23 protein-coding genes are annotated in these 21,833 nt (G+C 67.5%); 9 read left to right on the top strand and 14 right to left on the bottom strand.

Translation table 11 applies throughout. The features are described from left to right. Positions 1 to 353: 353 nt before the first annotated feature. Positions 354 to 668, top strand: a complete 315-nt coding sequence (locus BOX37_RS35655) for a L,D-transpeptidase (protein WP_240505116.1) — start codon at positions 354 to 356, stop codon at positions 666 to 668. Between the two features lie 47 nt (positions 669 to 715). After that, positions 716 to 1,423: a polysaccharide deacetylase family protein gene (locus BOX37_RS30715; RefSeq protein ID WP_071930657.1), complete on the top strand. Its 708-nt coding sequence runs from the start codon at positions 716 to 718 to the stop codon at positions 1,421 to 1,423. A gap of 120 nt (positions 1,424 to 1,543) precedes the next feature. On the opposite strand, the gene BOX37_RS30710 is transcribed toward BOX37_RS30715, so the two are convergent. Next, the gene (locus BOX37_RS30710) at positions 1,544 to 1,969 is read right to left on the bottom strand and encodes a winged helix-turn-helix transcriptional regulator (protein WP_071930656.1); all 426 of its coding nucleotides are present in this window, start codon (positions 1,967 to 1,969) and stop codon (positions 1,544 to 1,546) included. A 91-nt stretch (positions 1,970 to 2,060) separates the two neighbouring features. Here BOX37_RS30710 and BOX37_RS30705 point away from each other — a divergent pair, with 91 nt between their 5' ends. Continuing rightward, on the top strand, positions 2,061 to 2,909 hold the full coding sequence (locus tag BOX37_RS30705; RefSeq protein WP_071932020.1) for an SDR family oxidoreductase: 849 nt from the start codon (positions 2,061 to 2,063) through the stop codon (positions 2,907 to 2,909). A gap of 40 nt (positions 2,910 to 2,949) precedes the next feature. Beyond that, the gene (locus BOX37_RS30700; protein ID WP_156910634.1) at positions 2,950 to 3,336 is read left to right on the top strand and encodes a DoxX family protein; all 387 of its coding nucleotides are present in this window, start codon (positions 2,950 to 2,952) and stop codon (positions 3,334 to 3,336) included. Positions 3,337 to 3,339: 3 nt separating this feature from the next. Here BOX37_RS30700 and BOX37_RS30695 read toward each other — a convergent pair whose 3' ends face one another. Beyond that, positions 3,340 to 3,717, bottom strand: a complete 378-nt coding sequence (locus tag BOX37_RS30695; protein ID WP_071930654.1) for a VOC family protein — start codon at positions 3,715 to 3,717, stop codon at positions 3,340 to 3,342. A 91-nt stretch (positions 3,718 to 3,808) separates the two neighbouring features. Next, positions 3,809 to 4,354 (bottom strand): carboxymuconolactone decarboxylase family protein, encoded by a 546-nt coding sequence (locus BOX37_RS30690; RefSeq protein ID WP_071930653.1) that lies wholly within the window; start codon positions 4,352 to 4,354, stop codon positions 3,809 to 3,811. 202 nt (positions 4,355 to 4,556) lie between these two features. Between BOX37_RS30690 and BOX37_RS30685 the strand changes: the two genes are divergently transcribed. Continuing rightward, a complete protein-coding gene (locus BOX37_RS30685) occupies positions 4,557 to 5,435 on the top strand; it encodes a nuclease-related domain-containing protein (protein WP_071930652.1) in 879 nt (292 codons plus the stop codon). A 6-nt stretch (positions 5,436 to 5,441) separates the two neighbouring features. On the opposite strand, the gene BOX37_RS30680 is transcribed toward BOX37_RS30685, so the two are convergent. From BOX37_RS30680 to urtA, 6 genes are all read right to left on the bottom strand, one after another. Next, positions 5,442 to 6,155 (bottom strand): GntR family transcriptional regulator, encoded by a 714-nt coding sequence (locus tag BOX37_RS30680; protein WP_071930651.1) that lies wholly within the window; start codon positions 6,153 to 6,155, stop codon positions 5,442 to 5,444. A gap of 15 nt (positions 6,156 to 6,170) precedes the next feature. Further along, positions 6,171 to 6,863, bottom strand: coding sequence for an urea ABC transporter ATP-binding subunit UrtE (urtE, locus tag BOX37_RS30675; RefSeq protein WP_071930650.1), 693 nt, complete (start codon positions 6,861 to 6,863; stop codon positions 6,171 to 6,173). Then, positions 6,856 to 7,683, bottom strand: a complete 828-nt coding sequence (urtD, locus tag BOX37_RS30670; protein ID WP_071930649.1) for an urea ABC transporter ATP-binding protein UrtD — start codon at positions 7,681 to 7,683, stop codon at positions 6,856 to 6,858. The genes urtE and urtD overlap by 8 nt, the downstream gene beginning before the upstream one ends. Beyond that, positions 7,680 to 8,816 carry an urea ABC transporter permease subunit UrtC gene (gene urtC / locus BOX37_RS30665; RefSeq protein WP_071930648.1) on the bottom strand — a complete coding sequence of 379 codons (1,137 nt, stop codon included), beginning with the start codon at positions 8,814 to 8,816 and terminating at the stop codon, positions 7,680 to 7,682. Before urtC ends, urtD begins: the two co-directional genes overlap by 4 nt. Next, positions 8,813 to 9,697, bottom strand: coding sequence for an urea ABC transporter permease subunit UrtB (gene urtB, locus BOX37_RS30660; RefSeq protein ID WP_071930647.1), 885 nt, complete (start codon positions 9,695 to 9,697; stop codon positions 8,813 to 8,815). Before urtB ends, urtC begins: the two co-directional genes overlap by 4 nt. Before the next feature lie 70 nt (positions 9,698 to 9,767). Further along, on the bottom strand, positions 9,768 to 11,015 hold the full coding sequence (urtA, locus tag BOX37_RS30655; protein ID WP_071930646.1) for an urea ABC transporter substrate-binding protein: 1,248 nt from the start codon (positions 11,013 to 11,015) through the stop codon (positions 9,768 to 9,770). A 336-nt stretch (positions 11,016 to 11,351) separates the two neighbouring features. Between urtA and BOX37_RS30650 the strand changes: the two genes are divergently transcribed. Beyond that, complete coding sequence (locus tag BOX37_RS30650) at positions 11,352 to 13,181, top strand: acyl-CoA dehydrogenase (RefSeq protein WP_071930645.1); 1,830 nt, start codon at positions 11,352 to 11,354, stop codon at positions 13,179 to 13,181. Here BOX37_RS30650 and ramB read toward each other — a convergent pair whose 3' ends face one another. From ramB to BOX37_RS30630, 4 genes are all read right to left on the bottom strand, one after another. After that, positions 13,182 to 14,588 carry an acetate metabolism transcriptional regulator RamB gene (gene ramB, locus BOX37_RS30645; protein ID WP_071930644.1) on the bottom strand — a complete coding sequence of 469 codons (1,407 nt, stop codon included), beginning with the start codon at positions 14,586 to 14,588 and terminating at the stop codon, positions 13,182 to 13,184. A 68-nt stretch (positions 14,589 to 14,656) separates the two neighbouring features. Continuing rightward, entirely contained in the window at positions 14,657 to 15,676 is a 1,020-nt protein-coding gene (locus tag BOX37_RS30640; RefSeq protein ID WP_071930643.1) for a hemolysin family protein, read from the bottom strand. Then, a complete protein-coding gene (locus tag BOX37_RS30635; RefSeq protein WP_071930642.1) occupies positions 15,669 to 17,033 on the bottom strand; it encodes a hemolysin family protein in 1,365 nt (454 codons plus the stop codon). The genes BOX37_RS30640 and BOX37_RS30635 overlap by 8 nt, the downstream gene beginning before the upstream one ends. 43 nt (positions 17,034 to 17,076) lie before the next feature. After that, positions 17,077 to 17,784 carry a VTT domain-containing protein gene (locus BOX37_RS30630; RefSeq protein WP_071930641.1) on the bottom strand — a complete coding sequence of 236 codons (708 nt, stop codon included), beginning with the start codon at positions 17,782 to 17,784 and terminating at the stop codon, positions 17,077 to 17,079. A 106-nt stretch (positions 17,785 to 17,890) separates the two neighbouring features. Here BOX37_RS30630 and BOX37_RS30625 point away from each other — a divergent pair, with 106 nt between their 5' ends. The 3 genes from BOX37_RS30625 (at position 17,891) to BOX37_RS30615 (ending at position 20,707) form a co-directional block, all read left to right on the top strand. Further along, positions 17,891 to 18,289, top strand: coding sequence for a helix-turn-helix domain-containing protein (locus BOX37_RS30625; protein WP_071930640.1), 399 nt, complete (start codon positions 17,891 to 17,893; stop codon positions 18,287 to 18,289). Between the two features lie 75 nt (positions 18,290 to 18,364). Further along, the gene (locus tag BOX37_RS30620) at positions 18,365 to 19,873 is read left to right on the top strand and encodes an ATP-dependent DNA ligase (protein WP_071932019.1); all 1,509 of its coding nucleotides are present in this window, start codon (positions 18,365 to 18,367) and stop codon (positions 19,871 to 19,873) included. Positions 19,874 to 20,107: 234 nt separating this feature from the next. Then, a complete protein-coding gene (locus BOX37_RS30615; protein ID WP_240505115.1) occupies positions 20,108 to 20,707 on the top strand; it encodes a TetR/AcrR family transcriptional regulator in 600 nt (199 codons plus the stop codon). A 55-nt stretch (positions 20,708 to 20,762) separates the two neighbouring features. Here the strand turns inward: BOX37_RS30615 and BOX37_RS30610 are convergent, their stop codons facing one another. After that, on the bottom strand, positions 20,763 to 21,776 hold the full coding sequence (locus BOX37_RS30610) for an alpha/beta hydrolase (RefSeq protein WP_071930638.1): 1,014 nt from the start codon (positions 21,774 to 21,776) through the stop codon (positions 20,763 to 20,765). Between the last annotated feature and the right edge of the window lie 57 nt (positions 21,777 to 21,833).

Below are 21,833 nucleotides of genomic sequence, written 5' to 3'. Positions count from 1 at the left end.
CGTAGCTCGTTCGCTTGTTAGTCGCTCCACCTGATCTCGTGAGTACATGGGTAACTCGCCGGGCACGCCCACAAGCTGACTTCCTCGCATCCGCCGGCCCGGCACCCTGCTGTTGCCGTGCGCAACGACCGGCAGAAGTCGCGGGGAGGCGGACAGAGAGGCAACTATCGATGGTGAGCAAACGCGTTCTCGGTTGGGTGGCACGAGGTGCCGCGGTGGTGGCGGTGGCTGGGTTCAGCTCCGTGGCGCCAGCGGTGGCGGAGCCGCTTTTCCCAGGTGGCCCAGATGTCCCCGGCATCCCCTCCATCATCGCGACCCCGTCTCCGTGCCCGGTGGTCGAGGCGCGGGCCTGTATGCGGCTGTCGACGAACGAGGCCTGGCTGGTCGACAACGGGCGGGTGGTGTTCGGGCCGACGCCGATCTCGCACGGGAAGGCCGGATTCGAGACGCCGCCCGCGGTGACCCGCGTTTCGTTCAAGCGGGAATTCCACTGGAGCACGATGCACAACGCGCCGATGCGGTGGGCCACCTTCTTCAATGGGGACATGGCATTCCATGTGGGCCCGATCCAGGCGCAATCGCACGGTTGTGTGCGAATGACCGAGGATGGCGCGCACCGATTCTTCGACTACCTGAACCCGGGCGACATCGTCCAGGTCATCGTGTGAGGTAGCGCAATCTCGCACCGCGCTCCCGGCTCGGGTATACAGCGGGGGTGCGTCGTCAGTGGTTGGCCGGTGGGGTTGTCGGCATCGTGGTGATGCTCGCGGTGACCACGGGGCTGTACGCGCTGATGAATTCGCGGACCTACCAGCTGGCGGGGCGACTGGTGGATCGGGTCGAGACGAACGAGAAACTGGTCGCGCTCACCTTCGACGACGGCCCGACCGAGCGCACCCCCGAGGTGCTGCGCATGCTGGCCGACCTCGACGTGCCCGCCACCTTCTACCTCGTCGGCGACGACTTGGCGGAGCACCCCGAGTACGGCGCGGCCATCGCGGCAGCGGGTCACGAGATCGGCAATCACACCTATTCCCACCCCCGGATGGTGCTGGTCTCCGGCGACACCGTGCGCAGCGAGGTCGAACGCACCGACAGCGAGATCCGTCGTACCGGCTACCAGGGCGCGATCACCTTCCGCCCGCCCTACGGCAAGAAACTCTGGGCCCTGCCCAAATACCTCGCCGACCATGACCGCACCACGGTCACCTGGGACGTCGAGCCCGATTCCCAGGGTGGCGTCACCCGTGAACAGATCGTCACCGACACCCTCGCCAACACCCGCCCCGGCTCGATCATCTTGCTCCACGTCATGTACGGCCAGGAGTCAGCCGCCGCCGTTCCCGGCATCGTCACCGGCCTGCGAGCCAAGGGCTATACCTTCACCACATTCGCCGACCTCGTGCGGCGAGAACACGGGTAGCTCCCGCGCAGTTCTGAGTACATCCCGGTCCCCGCTCTCGGCCGTTGAGTCGCGGTATTCGGCGGGCGCGTGGGGTAGGGCCGAGCATCGCCGCCCTCCTCGGCGGGCACCGACGCGGGCCTACATCTGGCCAGAAGCCTCGGGTTGGCGGGCGCGGGGCCGGTAGCTTTCCTGGGCCTCGCGGATGACGTCGATATTGGTCTCCAGCACCACGATCAACGACTCCAGCCGGTCGGCCACCTGCGCACCCAGTTCGGTGAGGGTGTACTCCACCCGCGGCGGAATCGCCTCCAGCACCTCGCGGTGCACCATGCCGTCGCGCTCGAGCGACTGCAGGGTCTGCGAGAGCATCCGTTCGCTCACTCCGTCGACCCGTCTGCGCAGCGCGCTGAACCGGTACGGCCCCTCACGCAGCGCCACCAGAGCGAGAACTCCCCAGCGGCTGGCGATGTTCTGCAGTACCGGCCGGGACGCGCAGTCGCGCGCGAAGACGTCGGCTTCCAGCGTCTGATCGTCCTCGGTCGACGGGGGACGCTGCGTGCTCATGGTCACGATGGTACCGCTCTTGACCAGAGCTGATGATGAATGCATAGTACTAACAAATAGTTAGTGCATGAAAACCAGTATGGAGGAACTCATGGCTGTCGCGGTAACCGGGGCGAGTGGACAACTGGGCAGGCTCGTCGTCGAAGCCCTGCTGGCCGACGGGGTCGAGACCGTCGCCATCGTGCGTGATCCGGCCAGGATCGAGGATCTCGCCGAACGTGGTGTGCGCGTCCGGCAGGCTTCGTACGACGACCCCGCCGCCCTCGACGCGGCACTGGCCGGCGTCGATCGGCTGCTGCTGATCTCGGGCAGTGAGATCGGGCAGCGAGTCGCCCAGCACACCAACGTCATTCGCGCCGCCGAGCGGGCGGGCGTGGATCTGCTCGCCTACACCAGCATCCCGCTGGCCACGGAGAATCCGATGATCCTCGCGCAGGACCACCGGGGCACCGAGGAGGTTCTCGCCACCGCGACCGTGCCGACGGTCCTGCTGCGCAACAGCTGGTACTGGGAGAACTACGCGGCCGGTGCGGCGCACGCCGCACAGACCGGCGTGCTCACCGGCGCGTCCGGCGAGGGCAAGGTCTCCGGTGCGACCCGCGCCGACTACGCCGCCGCGGCGGCGAAGGTGCTCACCACTGACGGCCACGAGGGTCGCGTCTATGAACTCGGTGGTGACGACGCGCTGACCGGCGCCGATCTCGCCGCGGTGATCGCGCAGGTCACGGGCGAGCCGGTGCGCTACGAGAACCTGACCGAGGCCGATTACGCGGCCGTCCTGCGTCAGGCCGGACTCCCCGACGCCGTGGCCGCGACCCTGGCCGACGCCGATACCGGCATCGCCGCGGGATTGCTCGAGGTCGACACCGGCGACCTGCGCACACTGCTCGGCGCGGCGCCCACCTCGCCGGTCGAGGCCCTGCGCGCGATCCTGAGCTGAGGGGTGGGCGGGGGCGTTGCGGTGTGGCAGAGTGCGGGACGTGGCTACTGAAACTCCCCGTCGGCGCGCCCATTCCTGGTTGAGCGGGCTGCTGTTCGTGGCGGGTGTCCTGCACTTCGTCTCGCCCCAGTTCTTCGACCGCATCGTGCCGCCGAAGCTGCCCGGCAACCCGCGGACCTACACCTACGGGTCCGGGGTCGCCGAGCTGGGCGTGGCGACGGCGCTGGCGGTGCCGCGTACGCGTCGGCTGGGTGGCTGGCTGGCCGCGGCGCTGTTCGTCGGCGTCTTCCCGGCCAATGTGCAGATGGCCGTCGACGTGGTCGGCAGTCCGAAGGCCTCGCCCGCCTTCAAGGCCGGGGTGCTGGCCCGACTGCCGTTGCAGATCCCGATGATCGTCGCGGCGCTGCGGGTCGCCCGGCGCGACTGAGCCTCACACCCACTGCACGAGCTGGATGACGATCCCGTTGGGGTCGGTCATCTGGAAGTAGCGCTCGCCCCATTCCTCGGTCTCTATCGGCGTCTCGATCGGGACGCCCTCGGCGCGCAGTCGCTCGTACTGGCCGTCGATGTCGTCGACGACGAACGCCAGCAGTAGCCCCTCACCCGCGCTGCCCGCGATTCTGGCCGGTTTGAAGGTGGCGAGCCCGGTGCGCAGGTAGATGACATTCACCCCCGCATCGGGCCTGGTCAGCGAGACGAACCCGTCAGAAGCCATCTGCTCGACGAAGCCGAGGTGGTCGATCAGGAACCGCGCCGAGGCCCGCGGGTCGGCGACGTTGAGCGAGATGGCGGAACCGGTGATCTGCATGGGCTCTCCTCGAAGGCGATGAACTCTGTACTTTGTACGTCTTAACTGTGCGCAGAATTCCGCCGGGCCGCCCTATGGGATGGATCACACCTCAGAAGGTGTCGCGCTCGATGCGCAGTGTCGTGATGGTCGAGGCCAGCCCCTCGTACTGGTTGATCAGCAGCACGATCTCGATCAGCAGCCGCTCGTCGTAGTGCGCGGCCAGCTCGGTCCAGGCGGGGTCGTCGACGTTGCGGGTGGCCACCAGCTGGTCGACGGCGGCGAGTAGGGCCCGCTGCCGCGGCGTCCACCCCTCGGCCTCGGGGCCCGCGCCGACGCGATCGATCTCGACCGCGGTCAGGCCCGCCTTGCGGCCGAGGCGCCGATGGTGGTCGGTCTCGTAGTCGCAGTCGCGCAGGTGGGCCACCCGCAGGATGACCAGCTCGGCCTCCGCGCGGGGCAGTCTGCCGCCGGGCATGAGCTTGCCGGAGAAGTGCAGCCAGCCGCGGAACAGGCCGCGGGTGCGGCCCAGTGTGCTGAACAGATGCGCGTCCTCGGTGCCCGCGGCCCGGGAAAGCGCCTGCCAGACAACCCAGTTGATCGGTCCGAGCTCGGCGAACCGTCCCGGCGAAACGCGTGGTAGGGGCGCTGAATCCATCGTTTCTCCACCTGTCGTCTAGATCTCGCCCGGCCGAGTCGAAAGCGTACCCGGCGGTAGGTGGATTTCGTGGCGAGTGCGGGAGTACTCCTGTTTTTCTTTGCTTTCCAGTGGTTTTCGGAACAGTTGCGCGTCATTATCGGTGGGTACCGCAGCGCGCGGCGGCGGTGCGAGGTCGCGGCACGGTAGGGGAAACATCGGAATGCTGGTTCGGATCAGGCCGGGTGCGGAGCTCACCGGCGCCGAGCGGGAGTTCGTCGAATGCCTGCGCGCCTTGTCGAGCACGGGGCTCGCGCTGGTCGACTGCCGGGTGGGTGATCGTCGGCTCGGGGCGGTGGTGATCACCCCACGGGGGATCACCGTGATCGAGGTGAAGGGCTTCCGGCGACGGCAGAGCGGACTGCTCGCGCTCTCGGCGCAGGGCGAATGGACGATCAGCGACAGCCCGCTCGACCTCGACGTGGAGAACCCGCACGGACTCACCGACCGGGTCGAGCACGGGGTACACGCGGTGCGGGTGGCGCTGGAAAACGCGTTGCAGGACAGCAGGCACGTCTGCGGCGGGGTGGTGCTGATTCCGTATCGGGGCGTGGTGGTCCGGCCCGCGCGTACCGCGCTGCGGCCCGGCCTCGACGTGCTTGTCGCCAATACCGTCGACGCTCATGAGTTGCAGATCTACCTGGAGGGGTTCTCCGCGGGACCGCGCGACTGGACCATCGATCGGGTACGCAACACCTGCACCGCGCTCGGCCTGGCCGAGCTGGCGCCGAACCGGGCCGACCTGGCCGAGGACGGCTTCCAGGAGAACCGTCCGCCGCCCACCCCGATCCCGCAGCAGATGCGCAAACCCGTCGAACCGACGCCACCGCCGGTCACCGAGGGCTCGCGCGGCAAGCTCGCCTCGGTGGTCGTGCTCGCTGTCGCACTGCTCGGGGTGCTGGTGGTCTTCGTCGTGGTCGGTGCGGCCCTGATCCGCGATTCCCCGCGGCCGCGTCCGATGTCGGAGACCACCGAGACCACCACCAGCGTGCCGACCCCGGCCAGCCAGGTGCAGTGCTGGCCGTTCCAGCCGGACTGCTGACCGGCATCAATCCCGCACGGCGCGACCGAGTTTGGTGAACGCGATCGCCTGCTCCGCGCGGACCCGCACGTGGGCGCGAGAGGAATTGATGTGCGCGGTGAGGGTGCGCAGCGCGCGTTCGTCGTCACCGGCGAGCACCTGCTCGGCGATGACGATGTGCTCGGCGGTCATCGCCGCGACCCGCTCGGCATTGGGCACGTCCAAGGTGCGGACGGGACGCACCCGCTCGTACACCGCGGTCAGCGCCTCGGCCAACGCGGAATTCCCCGCAGCCCTGAGCAATTCGGTGTGGAAACGCTCGTCGGCGGCGACCAGGTCGGGTCCGGGGTCCGGCGGATCGTCGCGGAACTCGCGCCAGCGGGCCAGTTCGGCGCGCACGGCGAGCAGATCATGGGCGGACGCGCCACGTGGATGCGCCGGGCCGGTGACAGCGATGCGCTGGAAACCCCTGGACTCCAGCACTATCCGCAACTCGAACAACTCATCGAGTTCGTCGAGTCGCGGCCGGTAGAGGTAGAGGCCGTCGGCGTGGCGCTGGACGAGTCCATCGGCTTGCAGCCGGGCCAGCGCCTCGCGCACCGGAGTCCGCGAGACGCCGTACCGCTGGGCCAGCCGTTCGGCTCGCAACCGTTCGGTCGGCTGGAGCGTTCCGGTGGCGAGATCGTGGCGAAGCTCGGCATAGACTCGCTCCGCCAGTGACACCCGCCCCCTGTGTGCCATTGTGCGTGCCTGCGTTCAGATGGCCATCGCCGCGCGGACCGCGGATTCCGCGCCGGCCCCGCCCGCGCCGCTCGAACCGAGATGCCCCGAATGCAGGACGTAGTACTGCTGGGCGGCCTGCAGCGCGAAGCCGATGTGCTGCTCCACCAGCAGCACGCTCAGCCCGCCGCGCTGGGTCAATTCGATGATGGTGCGCTCGATCTCGGCCACCACCGAGGGCTGGATGCCCTCGGTCGGCTCGTCGAGGATGAGCAGCTTGGGTTCGGTGATCAGCGCGCGGGCGATCGCCAGCTGCTGACGCTGACCGCCCGAGAGCAGTCCCGCCTTGCGGGTCAGCAGCTCACGCAGCGCGGGGAACAGGTCGAGCGACTCGTCGATGAGCGCCTTGCCGCGTTTGCGCCCGTCCGCCACCACCTGCAGATTCTCGGCGGTGCTCAGCTGGGGGAAGCTCTGCTGGCCCTGCGGCACATAGGCGATGCCGCGCTTGACCCGTTGCGAGGGCGAGAGTTTGGTGATCTTCTCGCCGTCGAAGGTGATCGTGCCCGACTTGGTACCGAGCAGGCCCACCGCGGTGCGCAGCAGGGTGGTCTTGCCCGCCCCGTTGTGGCCCATGATGGCGACCACGCTGTCGTCGGGAACGGTCAGGCTGACACCGTGGATCACCTCGGTGCGGCCGTAACCGGAATGGATCTCGTGTAGTTCAAGCATCCGCCGACTCCTTGTCTGTCGTTGGCAGGTCGTCGGTGGCCAGCGCCGCGGTGCCGAGGTAGACCTCCTGTACCTTCGGGTCGGCCTGCACCTGTTCGACACTGCCCTCGCTGAGCACCTTGCCGCCTGCCAGCACGGTGACCGAGGTGGCGAAGGACCGCATGAAGTCCATGTCGTGCTCGACGACGATGACCACGCGGTCGCCGCCGATGCGGCGCAACAGGTTTCCGGTCTCCTCGCGCTCCTCGGCGCTCATGCCCGCGACGGGCTCGTCGAGCAGCAGCACCGAGGCGTTCTGCACCAGCAGCATGCCGATCTCGAGCCACTGCTTCTGCCCGTGCGCGAGCACACCCGCCGGCTTGTCCCGCAGGTCGGTCAGACCAGTTGTCTCCAAAGCCTCTTCGATGCTGGGCAGCACCGACTTGCGGGTGCGCAGCAGCGACAGCGGCGAGCGGCCCGCGCCCGCGGCGATGTCGAGGTTCTGCAGCACGGTGAGCTGTTCGAACACACTCGCGGTCTGGAAGGTGCGCCCGATGCCGAGGCGGGCGATCTGGTGCACCTTCTGGCCGAGCAGTTCGACACCGGCCTTCTGCGCCGAGCCGGTGGCCGGGACCAGGCCGGTGATGGCGTCGATCAGCGTGGTCTTGCCCGCGCCGTTGGGTCCGATCAGGAACCGCAGGTCGCCCTGCAGCACGGTCAGGTCGACATCGGTGACCGCCTTGAATCCGTCGAAACTCACCGAGAGACCGCGGATTTCGAGGTAGTCACTGTCCATGCCCGCGTTGCCGCCGGCTTTGGGTTCGTGCGTGGGTTCGGTCATCGCGCTTCCACCTTCTCCTCGGTGCCGACGGTGTCCGCTGCCGGTGGCGGCGGCGGTGTGGTGCTCGCGCGCCTGCTGTCGAGCCAGCCGCGCAGCAGTGGCCACAGACCGGCGAGCCCGGCCGGGATGAAGCCGACCACCACGATGAACAAGATGCCCTGCATGTAGGTCCAGCCCGAGGGGAACGACTCCGACAGCGAGGTCTGCGCCCAGGCCACGCCGATCGCGCCGAGAACCGGGCCGAGCAGCGTGGTGCGGCCACCGATCGCGACACCGATGAGGAACGCGATCGACGGGATGACGCCGATGTCGGCGGGGGAGATGATGCCGACGATCGGAGTGAACAGCGCACCGGCGATACCGGCGAGGAACGCGGCGACCACGTAGGCGACGATCTTGATGTTGGCCGGGTCGTAGCCGAGGAAGCGCACCCGCTCCTCCGCGTCGCGCACCGCGACCAGCAGTTCGCCGTAGCGGCTGCGGTTGAGCTGACGGATCAGCGCGACGACCACCAGCAGCGTGCCCGCCGCGATGAAGAACAGCATCTGCCGGTTGGCCGGGTCCGAGAGCCGGAAACCGAAGAAGGAACGGAAGTCCGACAGGCCGGTGAAGCCACCGATCGCCTGCTGACCGGTGAGCAGGATGGCCAGCGCCGCCGCGAGCGCCTGGCTCAGGATGGCGAAGTAGGCGCCACGGACCCGGCGCTTGAACACGCCGTAGCCGAGCGCCGCGGCCACCAGCGCGGGCAGCACCAGGATGGCGATGATCGTGACCGGCGCGGAACTGAACGGCTGCCAGAAGCCCGGCAGTTCACTGATGCCCGAGATCTGCATGAACTCGGGGACATCCTCGCCCAGGCGCGCGGCATCGGCGAGCTGCATGTGCATGGCCATGATGTAGGCGCCGATGCCGAAGAACACGCCCTGGCCGAGGGTGAGCATGCCGCCCCGGCCCCAGGCCAAGCCGATACCGGCCGCCACGATGGCGAAGCAGAGGAACTTGGCGAGCAGGTTCAGGCGGAAATCGCTGAGTACCGCGGGGGCCACGGCGAACAGCAGGATCGCGGCGACGCCGAAGCCGACGAGCGGGGTTGCCCGAGGATGGGCGCGGAGGCGTTCGGTGAATGCGCTCATGCCAGGCTCCTTGTCCGCACGGTGAACAGGCCCTGCGGGCGCACCTGCAGGAAGATGACGATCAGCACGAACACGATCACCTTCGCGATCGACGCGGTGGTGGAGTATTCGATGAACGAGTTGAGCAGGCCGAGCGCGAACGCCGCGATCACCGTGCCCTTGATCTGGCCGAGGCCGCCCATCACGACCACGAGGAACGCGTCGATCAGATAGCTCTGCCCGATGGTGGGACTCGTCGAACCGATCAGGGTGAGCGCGACACCGGCCACACCGGCGAGGCCGGAACCGATGAAGAACGTACTGATATCGGTGAAACGTGAGGAGATGCCGCTGGTTTCGGCCAAGCCGCGGTTCTGCACGACCGCGCGGATGCGCCTGCCCATCGGGGTGGTCTTGAGTACGGCGGCCAGCGCGGTCACCGCGACGATCGCCAGCACCAGGATGAAGATGCGGGTCTTGGGGACCACCGCGCCCATGATGGTGATGCCGCCGCTGAGCCATTCGGGCACCAGCACGTTCTTGGCCGGTGCGCCGAAGATGTCACGCGCGGCCTGTTGCAGCACCAAGCCGACACCGAAGGTGACCAGCAGCGTGTCCAGCGGCCGGTCGTACATCCAGCGGATCAACCCCATTTCCAGGGCGGCGCCGAGCAGGCCACCCACGAGGAAGCCCATCAGCAATGAGACGAGCAGCGACACACCAGCCGATGAGAACACTTGCTGCACAACATAGGTCGTGTAGCAGCCGGCCATGATGAACTCGCCGTGCGCCATGTTGATGACGCCCATCTGACCGAAGGTCAGTGACAGGCCGAGTGCGGCGAGCAGAAGAATTGATCCCAGGCTCAACCCCGTGAAGAGCTGGCCGATCAGTACGTCCATTGCAGCGGACTCCTTGGAAATGGGGCGGTGTGGGACGCGCGGTGCGCGCGTCCCACACCTGTCGGGCTACTTACTTGAGGCCCTCGGCCCAGTCGTAGGAGGTCAGGTACGGGTCCGGCTCGATCGCCTCACCGGAATCCCAGGTGGTGTAGATCAGGCCGTCGGCGCGGATCTCACCGATGCGGGCGGTCTTGGAGATGTGGTGGTTGGAGCCGTCGATGGTGACCAGGCCCTCGGGAGCCTCGAAGCTGACACCGTCGGCCGCGGCCTGGATGTCGGCGACGGCGAAGGAGTTGGCCTTCTCGACGGTGTTCTTCCACAGGAAGACCGAGGTGTAGGCGGCTTCCATCGGGTCCGAGGTGGGCTTGTCGGCGCCGAAGGCGGCCTTGTAATCGGCGACGAACTTGGTGTTCGCCGGGCTGTCGACGGTCTGGTAGTAGTTCCAGGCGGTCAGCTGGCCCGCGATGTTCTGCGCGCCGATGCCACCGACCTCTTCCTCGGCGATCGACACCGAGACGACCGGCATCTCGGCGGCCTTCAGGCCGGCGTTGGTGTACTCGCGGAAGAAGGCGACATTGGAGTCACCGTTGAGGGTGTTGAACACCGCGTCCGCGTCGGCGGAGCGCACCTTGTTGACGATGGTGGAGAAGTCGGTGGAGCCGAGCGGGGTGTAGTCCTCGCCCTTGATCTCGATGCCGTTGGCCTCGGCGTAGGCCTTGATCACGCGGTTGGCGGTCTGCGGGAAGACGTAGTCCGAGCCCACCAGGTACAGGGACTTGACGCCCTTTTCCTTGAGGTAGTCCAGCGCGGGGACGATCTGCTGGTTGGTGGTGGCACCGGTGTAGAAGATGTTCTTGCTGTCTTCCAGGCCCTCGTACTGCACGGGGTAGTAGAGCAGCGAGTTCAAGCTCTCGAACTTGGGCTTCATCGCCTTGCGGCTCGACGAGGTCCAGCCGCCGAACACCGCGGCCACACAGTCGGAGCTGATCAGCTTCTCCGCCTTCTCGGCGAAGGTCTTGGGGTCCGAGGCGCCGTCTTCGAGGACCATCTCGATCTTCTTGCCGAGTACCCCGCCCGCGGCATTGATCTGGTCGATCGCCAGCTTGGTCGAGTTGGCCACGGTGACCTCGGAAATGGCCATGGTGCCCGACAGCGAGTGCAGCGAGCCCACCTTGATGGTGTCGGCGCTGGTGTCCACGCAGGACACGGCGGTCGTTTCGGTGGCATCGTCACGCGCACCGCAACCGGTGAGCAACAATCCGGCGATGGCCGCCGCGGCAGGCACGGCGAGTGCCTTGACCAAACGGGATTCAGACATGGGGCGGTTCTCCTCATCAGGTGTAACGGTGACGCCATACGCGCCACAACGAACACCGCTGCGCCCCGGCGACTGGATGTACACCGGGTTGTATACAGCGGCTGTATTCGTGATTCGAGACAGTAGGCGGCTCATGTTGCACCGGAATATCTGTCGATCACGGCCCGGTTTCATCTGTTTCCGATATGTGAATTGTTCATCGCAACCCGAATCGGACACCGGTGTGCCTACGGTTGCGTAGCCCGTGACCGGTGCGGCACGCTTGCCATTCGTACGACGTCGAACAGCCCAAACGCGCGACGACGGGTCGCGCGAGGTCAGTCGAGGAGGACCCCAGTGGGGCACTACAAGGCAAACGTGCGCGACATCGAGTTCAATCTCTTCGAGGTGCTCGGGCTCGACAAGCTCCTCGACACCGGCGCCTACGGCGACCTCGACTCCGAGACGGTCCGCCAGATCCTCGACGAGGTGAAGCGGCTGGCCGAGGGGCCGATCGCCGAGTCCTTCGCCGACGCCGACCGCAATCCGGTGGTCTATGACCCCACCACCTTCGACATCACCGTGCCCGAGCCGCTGCGCAAGACGGTGGCCGCCGTGCACGAGGCGGGCTGGTACCGCCTCGGCATGCCGGAGGGCATGGACGGTACCGCCGCGCCCAATGTGCTGATGTGGGCGATCAACGAGCTCATCATCTGCGCCAATCCGTCGGCCAGCTTCTTCAACATGGGTCCGCTGATGGGCTCGGTGCTCTACGAAGTGGGCAACGACGAGCAGAAACGCTGGGCGCGTGGCGGTTTCGAACGCGGCTGGCAGGGGACCATGGTGCTCACCGAGCCCGATGCCGGGTCCGATGTGGGCGCGGGCCGGACCAAGGCTGTGCCCCAGCCCGACGGGTCGTGGCACATCGAAGGGGTGAAGCGGTTCATCTCCGGCGGTGACGTGGGCGAGGCGGCCGAGAACATCTTCCACCTGGTGCTCGCCCGGCCGGAGGGTGGCGGTCCTGGAACCAAGGGGTTGTCGCTGTTCTATGTGCCGAAGTTCCTGTTCGATTCGCAGACACTGGAACTCGGTGATCGCAACGGGGTGTATGTGACCGGGGTCGAGCACAAGATGGGCATCAAGTCCTCGCCCACCTGTGAGGTGACCTTCGGCGGCACCTCGGTTCCGGCCAAGGGGTGGCTGGTCGGTGATGTGCACAACGGGATCGCGCAGATGTTCAAGGTGATCGAGAACGCGCGGATGACGGTCGGGGTGAAGTCGTCCGGGACGTTGTCGACGGGGTATCTGAATGCCCTGGAATACGCCAAGACGCGGGTGCAGGGCGCTGATCTGACGCAGATGGCCGACAAGGCGGCGCCGCGCGTCACCATCACTCATCACCCGGACGTGCGACGGTCGCTGGCGATGCAGAAGGCGTACGCGGAGGGGCTGCGGGCGGTGTATCTGTATACCGCCGCGCATCAGAACGACGATGTGGCACAACTGGTCTCGGGTGCCGATCCCGAGCTGGCGCACCGCGTGGACGACCTGCTGCTGCCGATCGTCAAGGGCGTCGGTTCCGAACGCGCTTACCAGCTGCTCACCGAGTCACTGCAAACCTTCGGCGGCTCCGGCTATCTGCAGGACTACCCGATCGAGCAGTACATCCGCGACGCCAAGATCGACTCGCTCTACGAGGGCACCACCGCGATCCAGGCGCAGGACTTCTTCTTCCGCAAGATCATTCGCGATCAGGGCGCCGCCCTGGCCCACGTCAACGCCCAGATCACCGCCTTCCTGGACAACGACACCGGCCGCTTCGCCACCGAACGCGCCCTGCTGCGCACCGCCCAGGCCGACATCGCCGCCATGGCCGCCACCCTCACCGGCTACGCCATGGCCGGCCAGTCCGATCCCACCGAGCTCTACAAGGTCGGCCTGGGTTCGGTCCGCTTCCTCATGGCCGTCGGCGACTACCTCATCGCCTGGCGCCTGCTCACCCAAGCCGAAGTCGCCACCGTCGCCCTCACCGCCGGATCCACCCCCAAGGACCGCCCCTTCTACGAAGGAAAGATCGCCGCGGCCACCTTCTTCACCAAGAACGTCCTGCCCCAACTCGCCGCGACCAAGACCATCCTCGCCACCCTCGACAACGACATCATGACCATCCCCGAAGAAGCCTTCTGACTATTTGATCAGGTAGGGCGACACGGAGCTGCGGTGTTCGCTGATGTCGAGGGACTTGCCCAGGGGTGGGAAGGCTCGTTGGGGGCAGTTGGCGCGGACGCAGACTCGGCAGCCCGCGCCGATGGGGGTGGCAGTGGCTTCGCCGAGGTCGATGCCGTCGGCGTAGACGACGCGACCCGCGTGGCGTAGTTCGCAGCCCAGCCCGATGGCGAAGGTCTTGGAGGGTTGGCCGTAGCGGGTGGCGCGGCGTTCGACGGTACGGGCGACCCAGAGGTATTTGCGGCCGTCGGGCATCTGGGCGATCTGGGTCATGATCTTGCCGGGGTAGGCGAAGGTCTCGTAGACGTTCCACAGCGGGCAGGTGCCACCGCTGGCGGAGAAGTGGAAACCGGTGGCGGACTGGCGCTTCGACATGTTGCCCGCGCGGTCGACCCGGACGAAGGAGAACGGGACGCCGCGCAGGGTCGGGCGCTGCAGGGTGGAGAGGCGGTGGCAGACCGTCTCGAAGCTCTGCGAGAAGAAGGCCGACAGGCGCTCGATGTCGTAGCGGAAGTCTTCGGCCACCTCGTGGAAGTGGGTGTAGGGCAGTACCGTCGCGGCGGCGAAGTAGTTGGCCAGGCCGAGCATGGCGAGCTTGCGCGAGGCCTCGGAGGCGAAATTGCCTTCGTCGACCAGCTTTTCCAGCAGTGGCCCGCATTCGAGATAAGCGAGCTCGGCGGCCAGCTTGAAGGTGCGCTGCCCGCCGGACAGGTGCGGGGAGATCTCAAGCTGCTTGGTCTCGGGATCGAAGGTGTGCAGCACGCCCTCGCCGAGGTCGATCCGCTCGCTGATCCGCACGCCGTGCGCGCGCAACAGCCGGCCGATCTCGGTGCTCACCTCGCCACCGTGGAACCGGATGCGGGCGGTGAGATCCTCGGCGGCGGTGTCGAGTTCGTGGATGTAGTTCTGGCGCTGATAGAAGTAGTCGCGCACTTCCTCGTGCGGCTTGCTGATCGCGGCGCTGCCGGAACCGTCGGCGAACCGGTCCTCGGTGGCGGCGGCCAGCTGGGCGCTGGTGTTGCGGTACCGGTTGTGCATGGCCACCAGCGCGCGCGCCATCGACGGATGCGCCGAGACCATGTCGGCGATCTCCTTGGTGTCGGCCTCGATGCCCAGCTCCGCGTCCATCACGACTTCCTGCAGTTCGGCGATGAGCCGGGTGTCGTCGTGGGCGGAGAAGAAGGTGGGATCGACGCCGAAGACCTCGTTGATCCGCGTCAGTACCGGCACGGTGAGCGGCCGCACATCGTGCTCGATCTGGTTGAGGTAGCTGGCCGAGATCTCCAGTTTCTGGGCTAGTGAGACCTGGCTCAGTCCTCGTTCGGTGCGCAGCTGACGCAGCCGCGCACCGACATAGGTCTTGGCCATATGTCCAGTTTATGGGTGGTTTCGCAACCTTGCCAACGGATTCTTAACAGCGCTGCCTGAGCGATGGATCACAGGCCGGGCGTGGCGGCGTCGGGCAGCAGTCGATGCAGGACATCGGTGATGGTGACGATCCCGATGAACTCCCTCGACTCGGGAGCGGCGATCACCGCGAGATGGTTGCGGCCCTCCCGCATGATTCCCAGCGCCTCGTAGACCGGCAGGGTCGTGGACAGCGTCAGCGCGGGACGCATGAGATCCCGTGCGGTGGCGTTCGGCTCGGTGAGCGAGTCGCGCACGTGCACGACGCCGTGGATGCCCGCCGCGTCGCGGACCAGCAGACGCAAGTGTCCGCTCGCCCGGGAGGTCTCCTGGATGGTGTCGGAGTCAGCCGCGGGCACGACCGTGCTGGGATCAGGGTCGGGGTGCACGATGTCGCCGAGGGTGAGGCGTTCGAGCTCCAGCGCGCTGGTGAGATTGCCGTGGTAGCGCTCGTCGAGCGTGCCGACGGTGGCCGAGTGTTCGACCAGGTGGCGCAGCGCGGCCGGATTCTGCCCGGCGTCGACCTCGTCGACCGGAGTCACCCCGACCTTGCGCAGGCAGGCGTTGGCCAGCTGGTTCAGCACGGTGAGCAGCGGCCTGGTGAGCCACATGAACGCGCGCATCGGCAGCGCGAGCATGGTGGCCGACTTCTCCGGGTGCGCGATCGCCCAGGACTTGGGCGCCATCTCGCCGACCACCAGGTGCAGGAATGTCACCACGATCAACGCCAGGACGAAGCCCACCACATCGGCGACCCACAGTGGGGCGCCGACCTGCTCGATCAGCGGGGTGAGCCAGTGATGCACCGCGGGCTTGGTGATCGCGCCGAGGGCGAGGGTGCATACGGTGATGCCGAGCTGGGAACCTGCCAGCAGCACCGAGAGTTCGGTCGAGCTGCGCAGGGCCGCGCGGGCGGCGCGACTGTTCGGCGCGGCGTCCTCGAGCCGGTGCCTGCGGGCGGCGATGAGGGCGAACTCCACCGCGACGAAGAAGGCACTGGCCGCGATCAGCGCGATGGTGACGGCCGTGATAGTCCACGGATTACTCATCGACGGCGGGCTCCTGATCGCGGCGGACGGTCAACGCGACCGTGGCGGGGACGTGATGGTCGATCTCGCGGACCTCGGCGACCACGGTCCGGTCCGTGGGTGGGTGGGCGCTCGCGTAGTCGGCGCCCTCGGGCAGCACGGTGATCTCCACGACGGTGCCCACCGGTGGCAGCCCGGCGAAGGTGTCGATCACGAGTCCGGCCACGGTGTCGTAGTCGCCGGACGGCAGTCGCACGTCGAGCAGACGCTCGGCCTCGTCGATCCGCAGATCGCCCGGCACCAGCCAGCCGTCCTCCTCGGCGACGATCTGCGCGTCCGAGGCCAGGTCGTGCTCGTCGTCGATCTCGCCGACCAGTTCCTCGGCGATGTCCTCGATGGTGACGATGCCGGCGAAACCGCCGTACTCGTCCACCACCAGCGCCATCTCGTCGCGCACGGCGTCGAGCTGGGCGACGACCTGGGGCAGCGGCAGTGAACCCGGCACCATGACCGCGGGCCGCAGTCGGGTGGCGACAGTGCCGGTGGGCGGGCCGCCGAGTAGATCGTTCAGGTCGATGACGCCGCGCAGGTCGTCAGTGGTCTCGCCGATCACGGGGTAGCGGGTGTGGCCGGTGCCCATCGTGCGCAGCACCTCGGCGACGGAGTCGTCGATGCCGACGGTGTCGACCCTGGCACGCGGGATCATGGCGTGCTCGGCGGTACTGGTCGGGAAGTCCAGGATGCGATCGAGCAGGGTGGACAGCTCGCGCGGCAGCTCCCCGGCATCGCGGGAGGCCGCGACGATGTGTTCGAGATCGCGCGGGGTGGCCGAGTGCTCGACATCGTGCACCGGCTCGATCCGCAGGGCGCGCAGCAGTATGTTCGAGGACTGGTCGAACAGCCAGATCAGCCAGCCGAACAGCCTCAGGTACAGCGTGGTCGAGGTCGCCAGCCACCGGGCCACCGGCTCGGGCCTGGCGATGGCCAGATTCTTCGGGAACAGCTCACCGAACAGCATCTGGACCAGGGTGGAGAACGCGATGGCCAGCACGGTGCCGACCGCCACGCCGACGGCGGTCGGCACACCGACACCGCCCAGCAGCTCGCCCAGCCCGCGCCCGATCAGCGGCTCGGCGACATAGCCGACCAGCAGACCGGTGACGGTGATGCCCAGTTGCGCCCCCGAGAGCATGAACGAGGTGCGCCGGGTGACGGCCAGCGCGCGGCCGGCGCGGGAGTCACCGGCCTCGGCGGCCGCGGCCAGCCGCGACCGGTCCACGGCCATGTAGGCGAATTCCTGCGCGACGAAATAGCCGGTCAGCGCGGTGATGAGCAGGACGACGACAACGCCGAGCAGGATACTCAACACGGTCAGCACGATCGGACCTCCGGGTCGACCGGTCGGTCAGAGGCGGGGTCGGTCATGAACCGACGTGCTCGGTTTCGAGATCGGCGGACTCGGTCCGCTTCTTGCCGAAGACGCGCTTGCCGACTTCGATGACGATCGGCAGCACCGAGACCGCGACGATCAGCAGGAAGATGTAGTCGATGTTGTCGCGCACGAACTCGATCTGGCCGAGCAGGTAGCCCAGGAAGGTGACGCCGGAGCCCCACGCGATGCCGCCGATGACGTTGTAGGTCACGAAGATGCGGTACTTCATGTTCGCCGCGCCGGCCACGACCGGGGCGAAGGTGCGCACGATCGGCACGAAGCGGGCGAGCACGATGGTGATCGGGCCGTGCTTGACGAAGAACTCGTGCGATTCGTCGATGTACTTCTTCTTGAAGAACTTGGAGTCTTCCTTGAACAGCGCGGTGCCGCCGCGGGCGCCGATCACATAGCCCACCTGGTCACCGGCGATGCCAGCGATCGGAATGAGGATCATGAGCAGCCAGATCGGGGCGAAGGGCTCGATCTCGGTGGACTTCGAGGCGGCGATCAGACCGGCGGTGAACAGCAGCGAGTCGCCCGGCAGCAGCGGGAACAGCAGCCCGGATTCGATGAACACCACGAGCAGCAGCCCGACGAGCATCCAGGTGCCGAACGAGTTGAGCAGGTTCACCGGATCGAGAAAGCCGGGGAGCAATGCCAGGTTCGTCGTAGAGCTCGCCACGGCGTACGTCATCATCTCTTGGTCTACCTCGCGTTCGTTCGGTCGGCGCCTGCCTGGCAGACTTGTCAGACAGTAACACGTGGCACTGTATGGTTTACCTGCGCGCCGGAAGGAGGGCCTGATGGCCGACGCATTGCTCAAGATCGGTGAACTGGCTGCCCGCGCCGAGGTCAGTGCCCGCACCATCGACTATTACACGAGTTTGGGTCTGTTGGTCCCCGCGCAACGCAGTGCGGGGAACTACCGCCTCTACAGCCCGGCCGACGTCGACCGGGTCCATCTCGTCCAGCGCCTGGAAGCCCAGGGGATACCGCTGGAGGAGATCGCCACGGCGCTGGCGGCCGGACCCGAGGACACCAGCGAGGTCCTGGCCAAGATCGACCACGATCTGCGATCCCTGCAGTCGATCACCGAGACCGCGCCCGCGGAGTTCCACGGGCTGCTCAGCATCATCGCCACCCGGGTTCACTCGCTGATCTCCGTCGCCGTTCAGGTTCCACCGCACCTACCGATCATCTGACGGCCGGACCGTTTGCGCAAATGTCCGCGCGGCGTGGCCGCTGACGGCGGCGGGCGGTTGTATTACCGTCGTGAGGTGCTGTTCAGCGATGTCGTCACGGTGTCGGCGGCGGTGCGGGCGACCCGGTCGCGCAAGGCGAAGATCGCCGCGCTGGCCGAACTGTTCGCTGCCGCGAGTCCGGGCGAGATCGGGACCGTGGTCGCCTGGCTCTCCGGTGACCTGACCCAGGGCCGCATCGGCGCGGGGTGGCGCACGGTGGCCGGTGTGCAGACGCCGCCGAGTGCGCAGGCGAACCTGACGGTTGACGCCGTGGACGCGGTCTTCACCCAGCTGACCGGCCTGAGCGGCACCGGTTCCACGATCAGACGCCGCGACATGCTGGGTGAGCTGTTCACCGCCGCCACCCAGGACGAGCAGTCGTTCCTGATCCGGCTGCTCACCGGTGAACTGCGCCAGGGCGCGCTGGCCGCGGTGGTCGTCGAGGCGCTGGCCGTCGCCACCGGCATCCCGGTCGAGGTGGTCCGGCGCGCCCACATGCTCTCGGGCCGGCTGCCCGCCACCGCCGAAGCCGCGCTCACCGGTGGAGCGGCGGCGCTGGCGGAGTTCCGGCTCGAGGTCGGGCGGCCGGTCGCGCCCATGCTGGCCTCGCCGGGTGGCGCGCTGGACGAGGCGTTGGCCGAGCTCGGACCGAGGGTGAGCGTCGAACACAAACTCGACGGCGCCCGCATCCAGGTGCATCGCCGCGGCGAGCAGGTGTGGGTCTTCACGCGGACGCTGCGCGAGATCACCGCGGGGGTGCCCGAACTCGTCGAGCTGGTCGCCGGACTGGACTGCACCAGCGTCGTCCTCGACGGCGAGACCCTCGCGCTGACCGACGCGGGCCGCCCCCGGCCGTTCCAGGAGACGATGAGCCGCTTCGCCACCGTCGCCGACGCCCAAAAACTGCTCCTGCACCCCTATTTCTTCGACTGCCTGCACCTCGATGGCGTCGACCTGCTCGACGAACCGCTGCGCGTGCGCCGCACCGCGCTCGAGCAGGTGGCCGGTGCGCACAGCATTCCCGCGCTCATCGCCCCCGACCTCGACGCCGCCACCGAGTACTACGACGACGCGCTCGCGGTCGGCAACGAGGGCGTGATGATCAAGGCGCTCGACGCGCCCTACGCGGCGGGCCGTCGCGGCAAGTCCTGGCAGAAGATCAAACCGGCGCACACCCTCGACCTGCTGGTGATCGGTGCGGAATGGGGGTACGGCAGGCGCACCGGATTCCTGTCGAATCTGCACCTGGCCGCCCGCGATCCGGACACCGGCGAGCCGGTGATGGTCGGCAAGACGTTCAAGGGCCTCACCGACGAACTGCTCCGCTGGCAGACCGAGGAGTTTGTGCGCCACGAGGCCCACCGCGACGATCAGACGGTCTACCTGCGCCCCGAACTGGTCGTCGAGATCGCGCTCGACGGGGTGCAGACCAGCACCCGTTACCCCGGCGGCGTGGCGCTGCGCTTCGCCCGCGTGCTGCGCTATCGACCGGACAAGGAACCCGCCCAGGCCGATACGATCGCGGCCGTACGGGCCCTCGTCTGAGTTCACTGGTCATCTCACCGATTACGAGGTGGCGATAATCGTCGAGCCCACACCGGAAACGGAGTAGTCGCGCGGCGACACTTTCGATGTGCCAGTGGAATTGGGGGCACGGTGGTTGGCGAATCGCTCGGATGCCGGACCGGTGCGCGCTAGCATGCATCCGTGGTTCGGCGTGCGGATGAATCCGACAGTGGTCGCAGTTATGGCGGATTGTCGCGCCAACAGCGAGTTGCCTTGCGACGCAGTCGGTTGACCGACGCCGCGCTGGAACTATTCGGCACCCAGGGCTATTCCTCGACGTCCATCGAGCGCCTGTGCGCGACGGCGAATGTGTCGACCCGCAGTTTCTACGAGGACATCGGCAGCCGCGAAGCCCTGCTGATCGCGCTCGTCGACCGGTTGAACACCGCCGCGCTCCAGCGGCTCGACGAGGCGCTCGCGCGCACCGGCGATCAGCCACTGGTGGTGCGCGTGGTGGAGAGTTTCCGCGCGTTCCTCTCGGTGACCTGCCGCGATCGCAAGGCGGCGCGGGTGTTCTTCGTCGAGGTCGTCGGGGTGAGTCCGGCGGTCGAGGAGTGGCGGCGCGGGCAGCGGCGCTCGATCTCCGGTCTGCTCACCCGTGAGGCGCAGCGCGCCGCCGAACGCGGCGAGGCCGAATCGCGCAGTTTCCACCTGTTCACGCTCGCGCTGATCGGCGCGGTGACCTCCCTGGCCCAGGAGATGGTGCACGCCACCGTGCCCGGCGAGGCGATCTCGGTCGACGAGATCTGCGACGAGATCGGCTATTTCATCCACTCCGGATTCTCGGTGCGCCCGGCGGTTCAGCCGACCTGAGCACAGCAAAAGGGAGGCATCCGAATGGATGCCTCCCTTTCCTCATGTTCGGGTATCAGATGCCCATGCCCTCGGCGAGCATCGGCCACGACTCGTGCAGCGCCTCTTCCCAGTACGGCCAGTAGTGGGTGCCGACCGGGTTGAACTTGTAGGTCGCCGGAATGTTCAGCGAATCCAGCTTGTTCTTCAGGTTCTTGGTGCACTCGTTGGTCGCGGCCTCGATCGCCACGCCGAGTCCGAGGTTGACCACACCCATCGGGCCGTTGCCCTCGGTGTAGTACCGCACGTCCTCCATCACCGGCATGCCGCTGCCGCTGGAGATGTAGAGGTTGGTGCCACGCAGCTTCTCGGCATTGATGACCGGGTCGTTCTCCACCCAGGCCGGATCGTTGTCCGGGCCGTACATGTTCGCGGTGTTGCCACCGGACCAGGTCTCGACCGAGAACTTCACGAACTGCTTGCCCATCGGGTCGGCGATCTGCGCGCAGCCACTGTAGGCGGCCACGGACTTGAACAGACCCGGCTTGGCCTCGGCCAGCTGCAGCACCGAGGTGCCCGAGGTGGACAGTCCGGCCAGCGAGTTCAGCCCGGTCGAGTTCAGCGTCTTGTCCAGCAGCGGCGGCAGCTCCTGGGTGAAGAAGGTGTTCCACTTGTTCAGACCCAGCTTCGGGTCTTCGCGCTGCCAGTCGGCGTAGTAGCTGCCGCGGCCACCGATCGGCTGGACCACGTTGACGTGCTTCTCGGCCAGGAAGCCGAGCGCGTCGGTCTGGGCGGCCCAGCTGGCGGTGCCCTCACCGGCGTCGAGGCCGTTGAGCATGTACAGGTTGGGAGCCGGGGTCGACTCGTCGGCCGGGCGCTGCACGTCGACGGTGATGTCGCGCTTCATCGACGCCGAGTACACCTTCAGGTGCCAGGTGCGCCCGTCCTTGACGATCGAGCTCACCGACGAGGGCTTCTCGGGTTCGGCGGAGGCGGCGCCACCGGCGAGCACGGCCACCGACAACGCGGTGGTGAGTGCCACGGCGGTCGTGCGCAGCGCGGCGGTCTTACGTAGTGCGGAGAGCTTCATCGAAACAGTCGGTTCCCAGTCCACGGGCCCTGTCGGCCCCGTCATCGCAGTGTGCCC

Source organism: Nocardia mangyaensis, from assembly GCF_001886715.1.
Taxonomy (GTDB): domain Bacteria; phylum Actinomycetota; class Actinomycetes; order Mycobacteriales; family Mycobacteriaceae; genus Nocardia; species Nocardia mangyaensis.
Note: the sequence above shows the minus strand (reverse complement) of the source record. Positions and strands in the feature narration are given on the sequence as shown.

Coding starts and splice junctions, on each gene's coding strand:
- urtE (WP_071930650.1), bottom strand. CDS start 6,863: ATGCTTGAACTACACGAGATCCATTCCGGTTACGGCCGCACCGAGGTG.
- urtA (WP_071930646.1), bottom strand. CDS start 11,015: ATGTCTGAATCCCGTTTGGTCAAGGCACTCGCCGTGCCTGCCGCGGCG.
- urtB (WP_071930647.1), bottom strand. CDS start 9,697: ATGGACGTACTGATCGGCCAGCTCTTCACGGGGTTGAGCCTGGGATCA.
- BOX37_RS30625 (WP_071930640.1), top strand. CDS start 17,891: ATGGCCGACGCATTGCTCAAGATCGGTGAACTGGCTGCCCGCGCCGAG.
- BOX37_RS30685 (WP_071930652.1), top strand. CDS start 4,557: ATGCTGGTTCGGATCAGGCCGGGTGCGGAGCTCACCGGCGCCGAGCGG.
- BOX37_RS30695 (WP_071930654.1), bottom strand. CDS start 3,717: ATGCAGATCACCGGTTCCGCCATCTCGCTCAACGTCGCCGACCCGCGG.
- urtD (WP_071930649.1), bottom strand. CDS start 7,683: ATGACCGAACCCACGCACGAACCCAAAGCCGGCGGCAACGCGGGCATG.
- BOX37_RS30610 (WP_071930638.1), bottom strand. CDS start 21,776: ATGAAGCTCTCCGCACTACGTAAGACCGCCGCGCTGCGCACGACCGCC.
- BOX37_RS30630 (WP_071930641.1), bottom strand. CDS start 17,784: ATGATGACGTACGCCGTGGCGAGCTCTACGACGAACCTGGCATTGCTC.
- urtC (WP_071930648.1), bottom strand. CDS start 8,816: ATGAGCGCATTCACCGAACGCCTCCGCGCCCATCCTCGGGCAACCCCG.
- BOX37_RS30680 (WP_071930651.1), bottom strand. CDS start 6,155: ATGGCACACAGGGGGCGGGTGTCACTGGCGGAGCGAGTCTATGCCGAG.
- BOX37_RS30710 (WP_071930656.1), bottom strand. CDS start 1,969: ATGAGCACGCAGCGTCCCCCGTCGACCGAGGACGATCAGACGCTGGAA.
- BOX37_RS30705 (WP_071932020.1), top strand. CDS start 2,061: ATGGCTGTCGCGGTAACCGGGGCGAGTGGACAACTGGGCAGGCTCGTC.
- ramB (WP_071930644.1), bottom strand. CDS start 14,588: ATGGCCAAGACCTATGTCGGTGCGCGGCTGCGTCAGCTGCGCACCGAA.
- BOX37_RS30690 (WP_071930653.1), bottom strand. CDS start 4,354: ATGGATTCAGCGCCCCTACCACGCGTTTCGCCGGGACGGTTCGCCGAG.
- BOX37_RS35655 (WP_240505116.1), top strand. CDS start 354: ATGCGGCTGTCGACGAACGAGGCCTGGCTGGTCGACAACGGGCGGGTG.
- BOX37_RS30640 (WP_071930643.1), bottom strand. CDS start 15,676: ATGAGTAATCCGTGGACTATCACGGCCGTCACCATCGCGCTGATCGCG.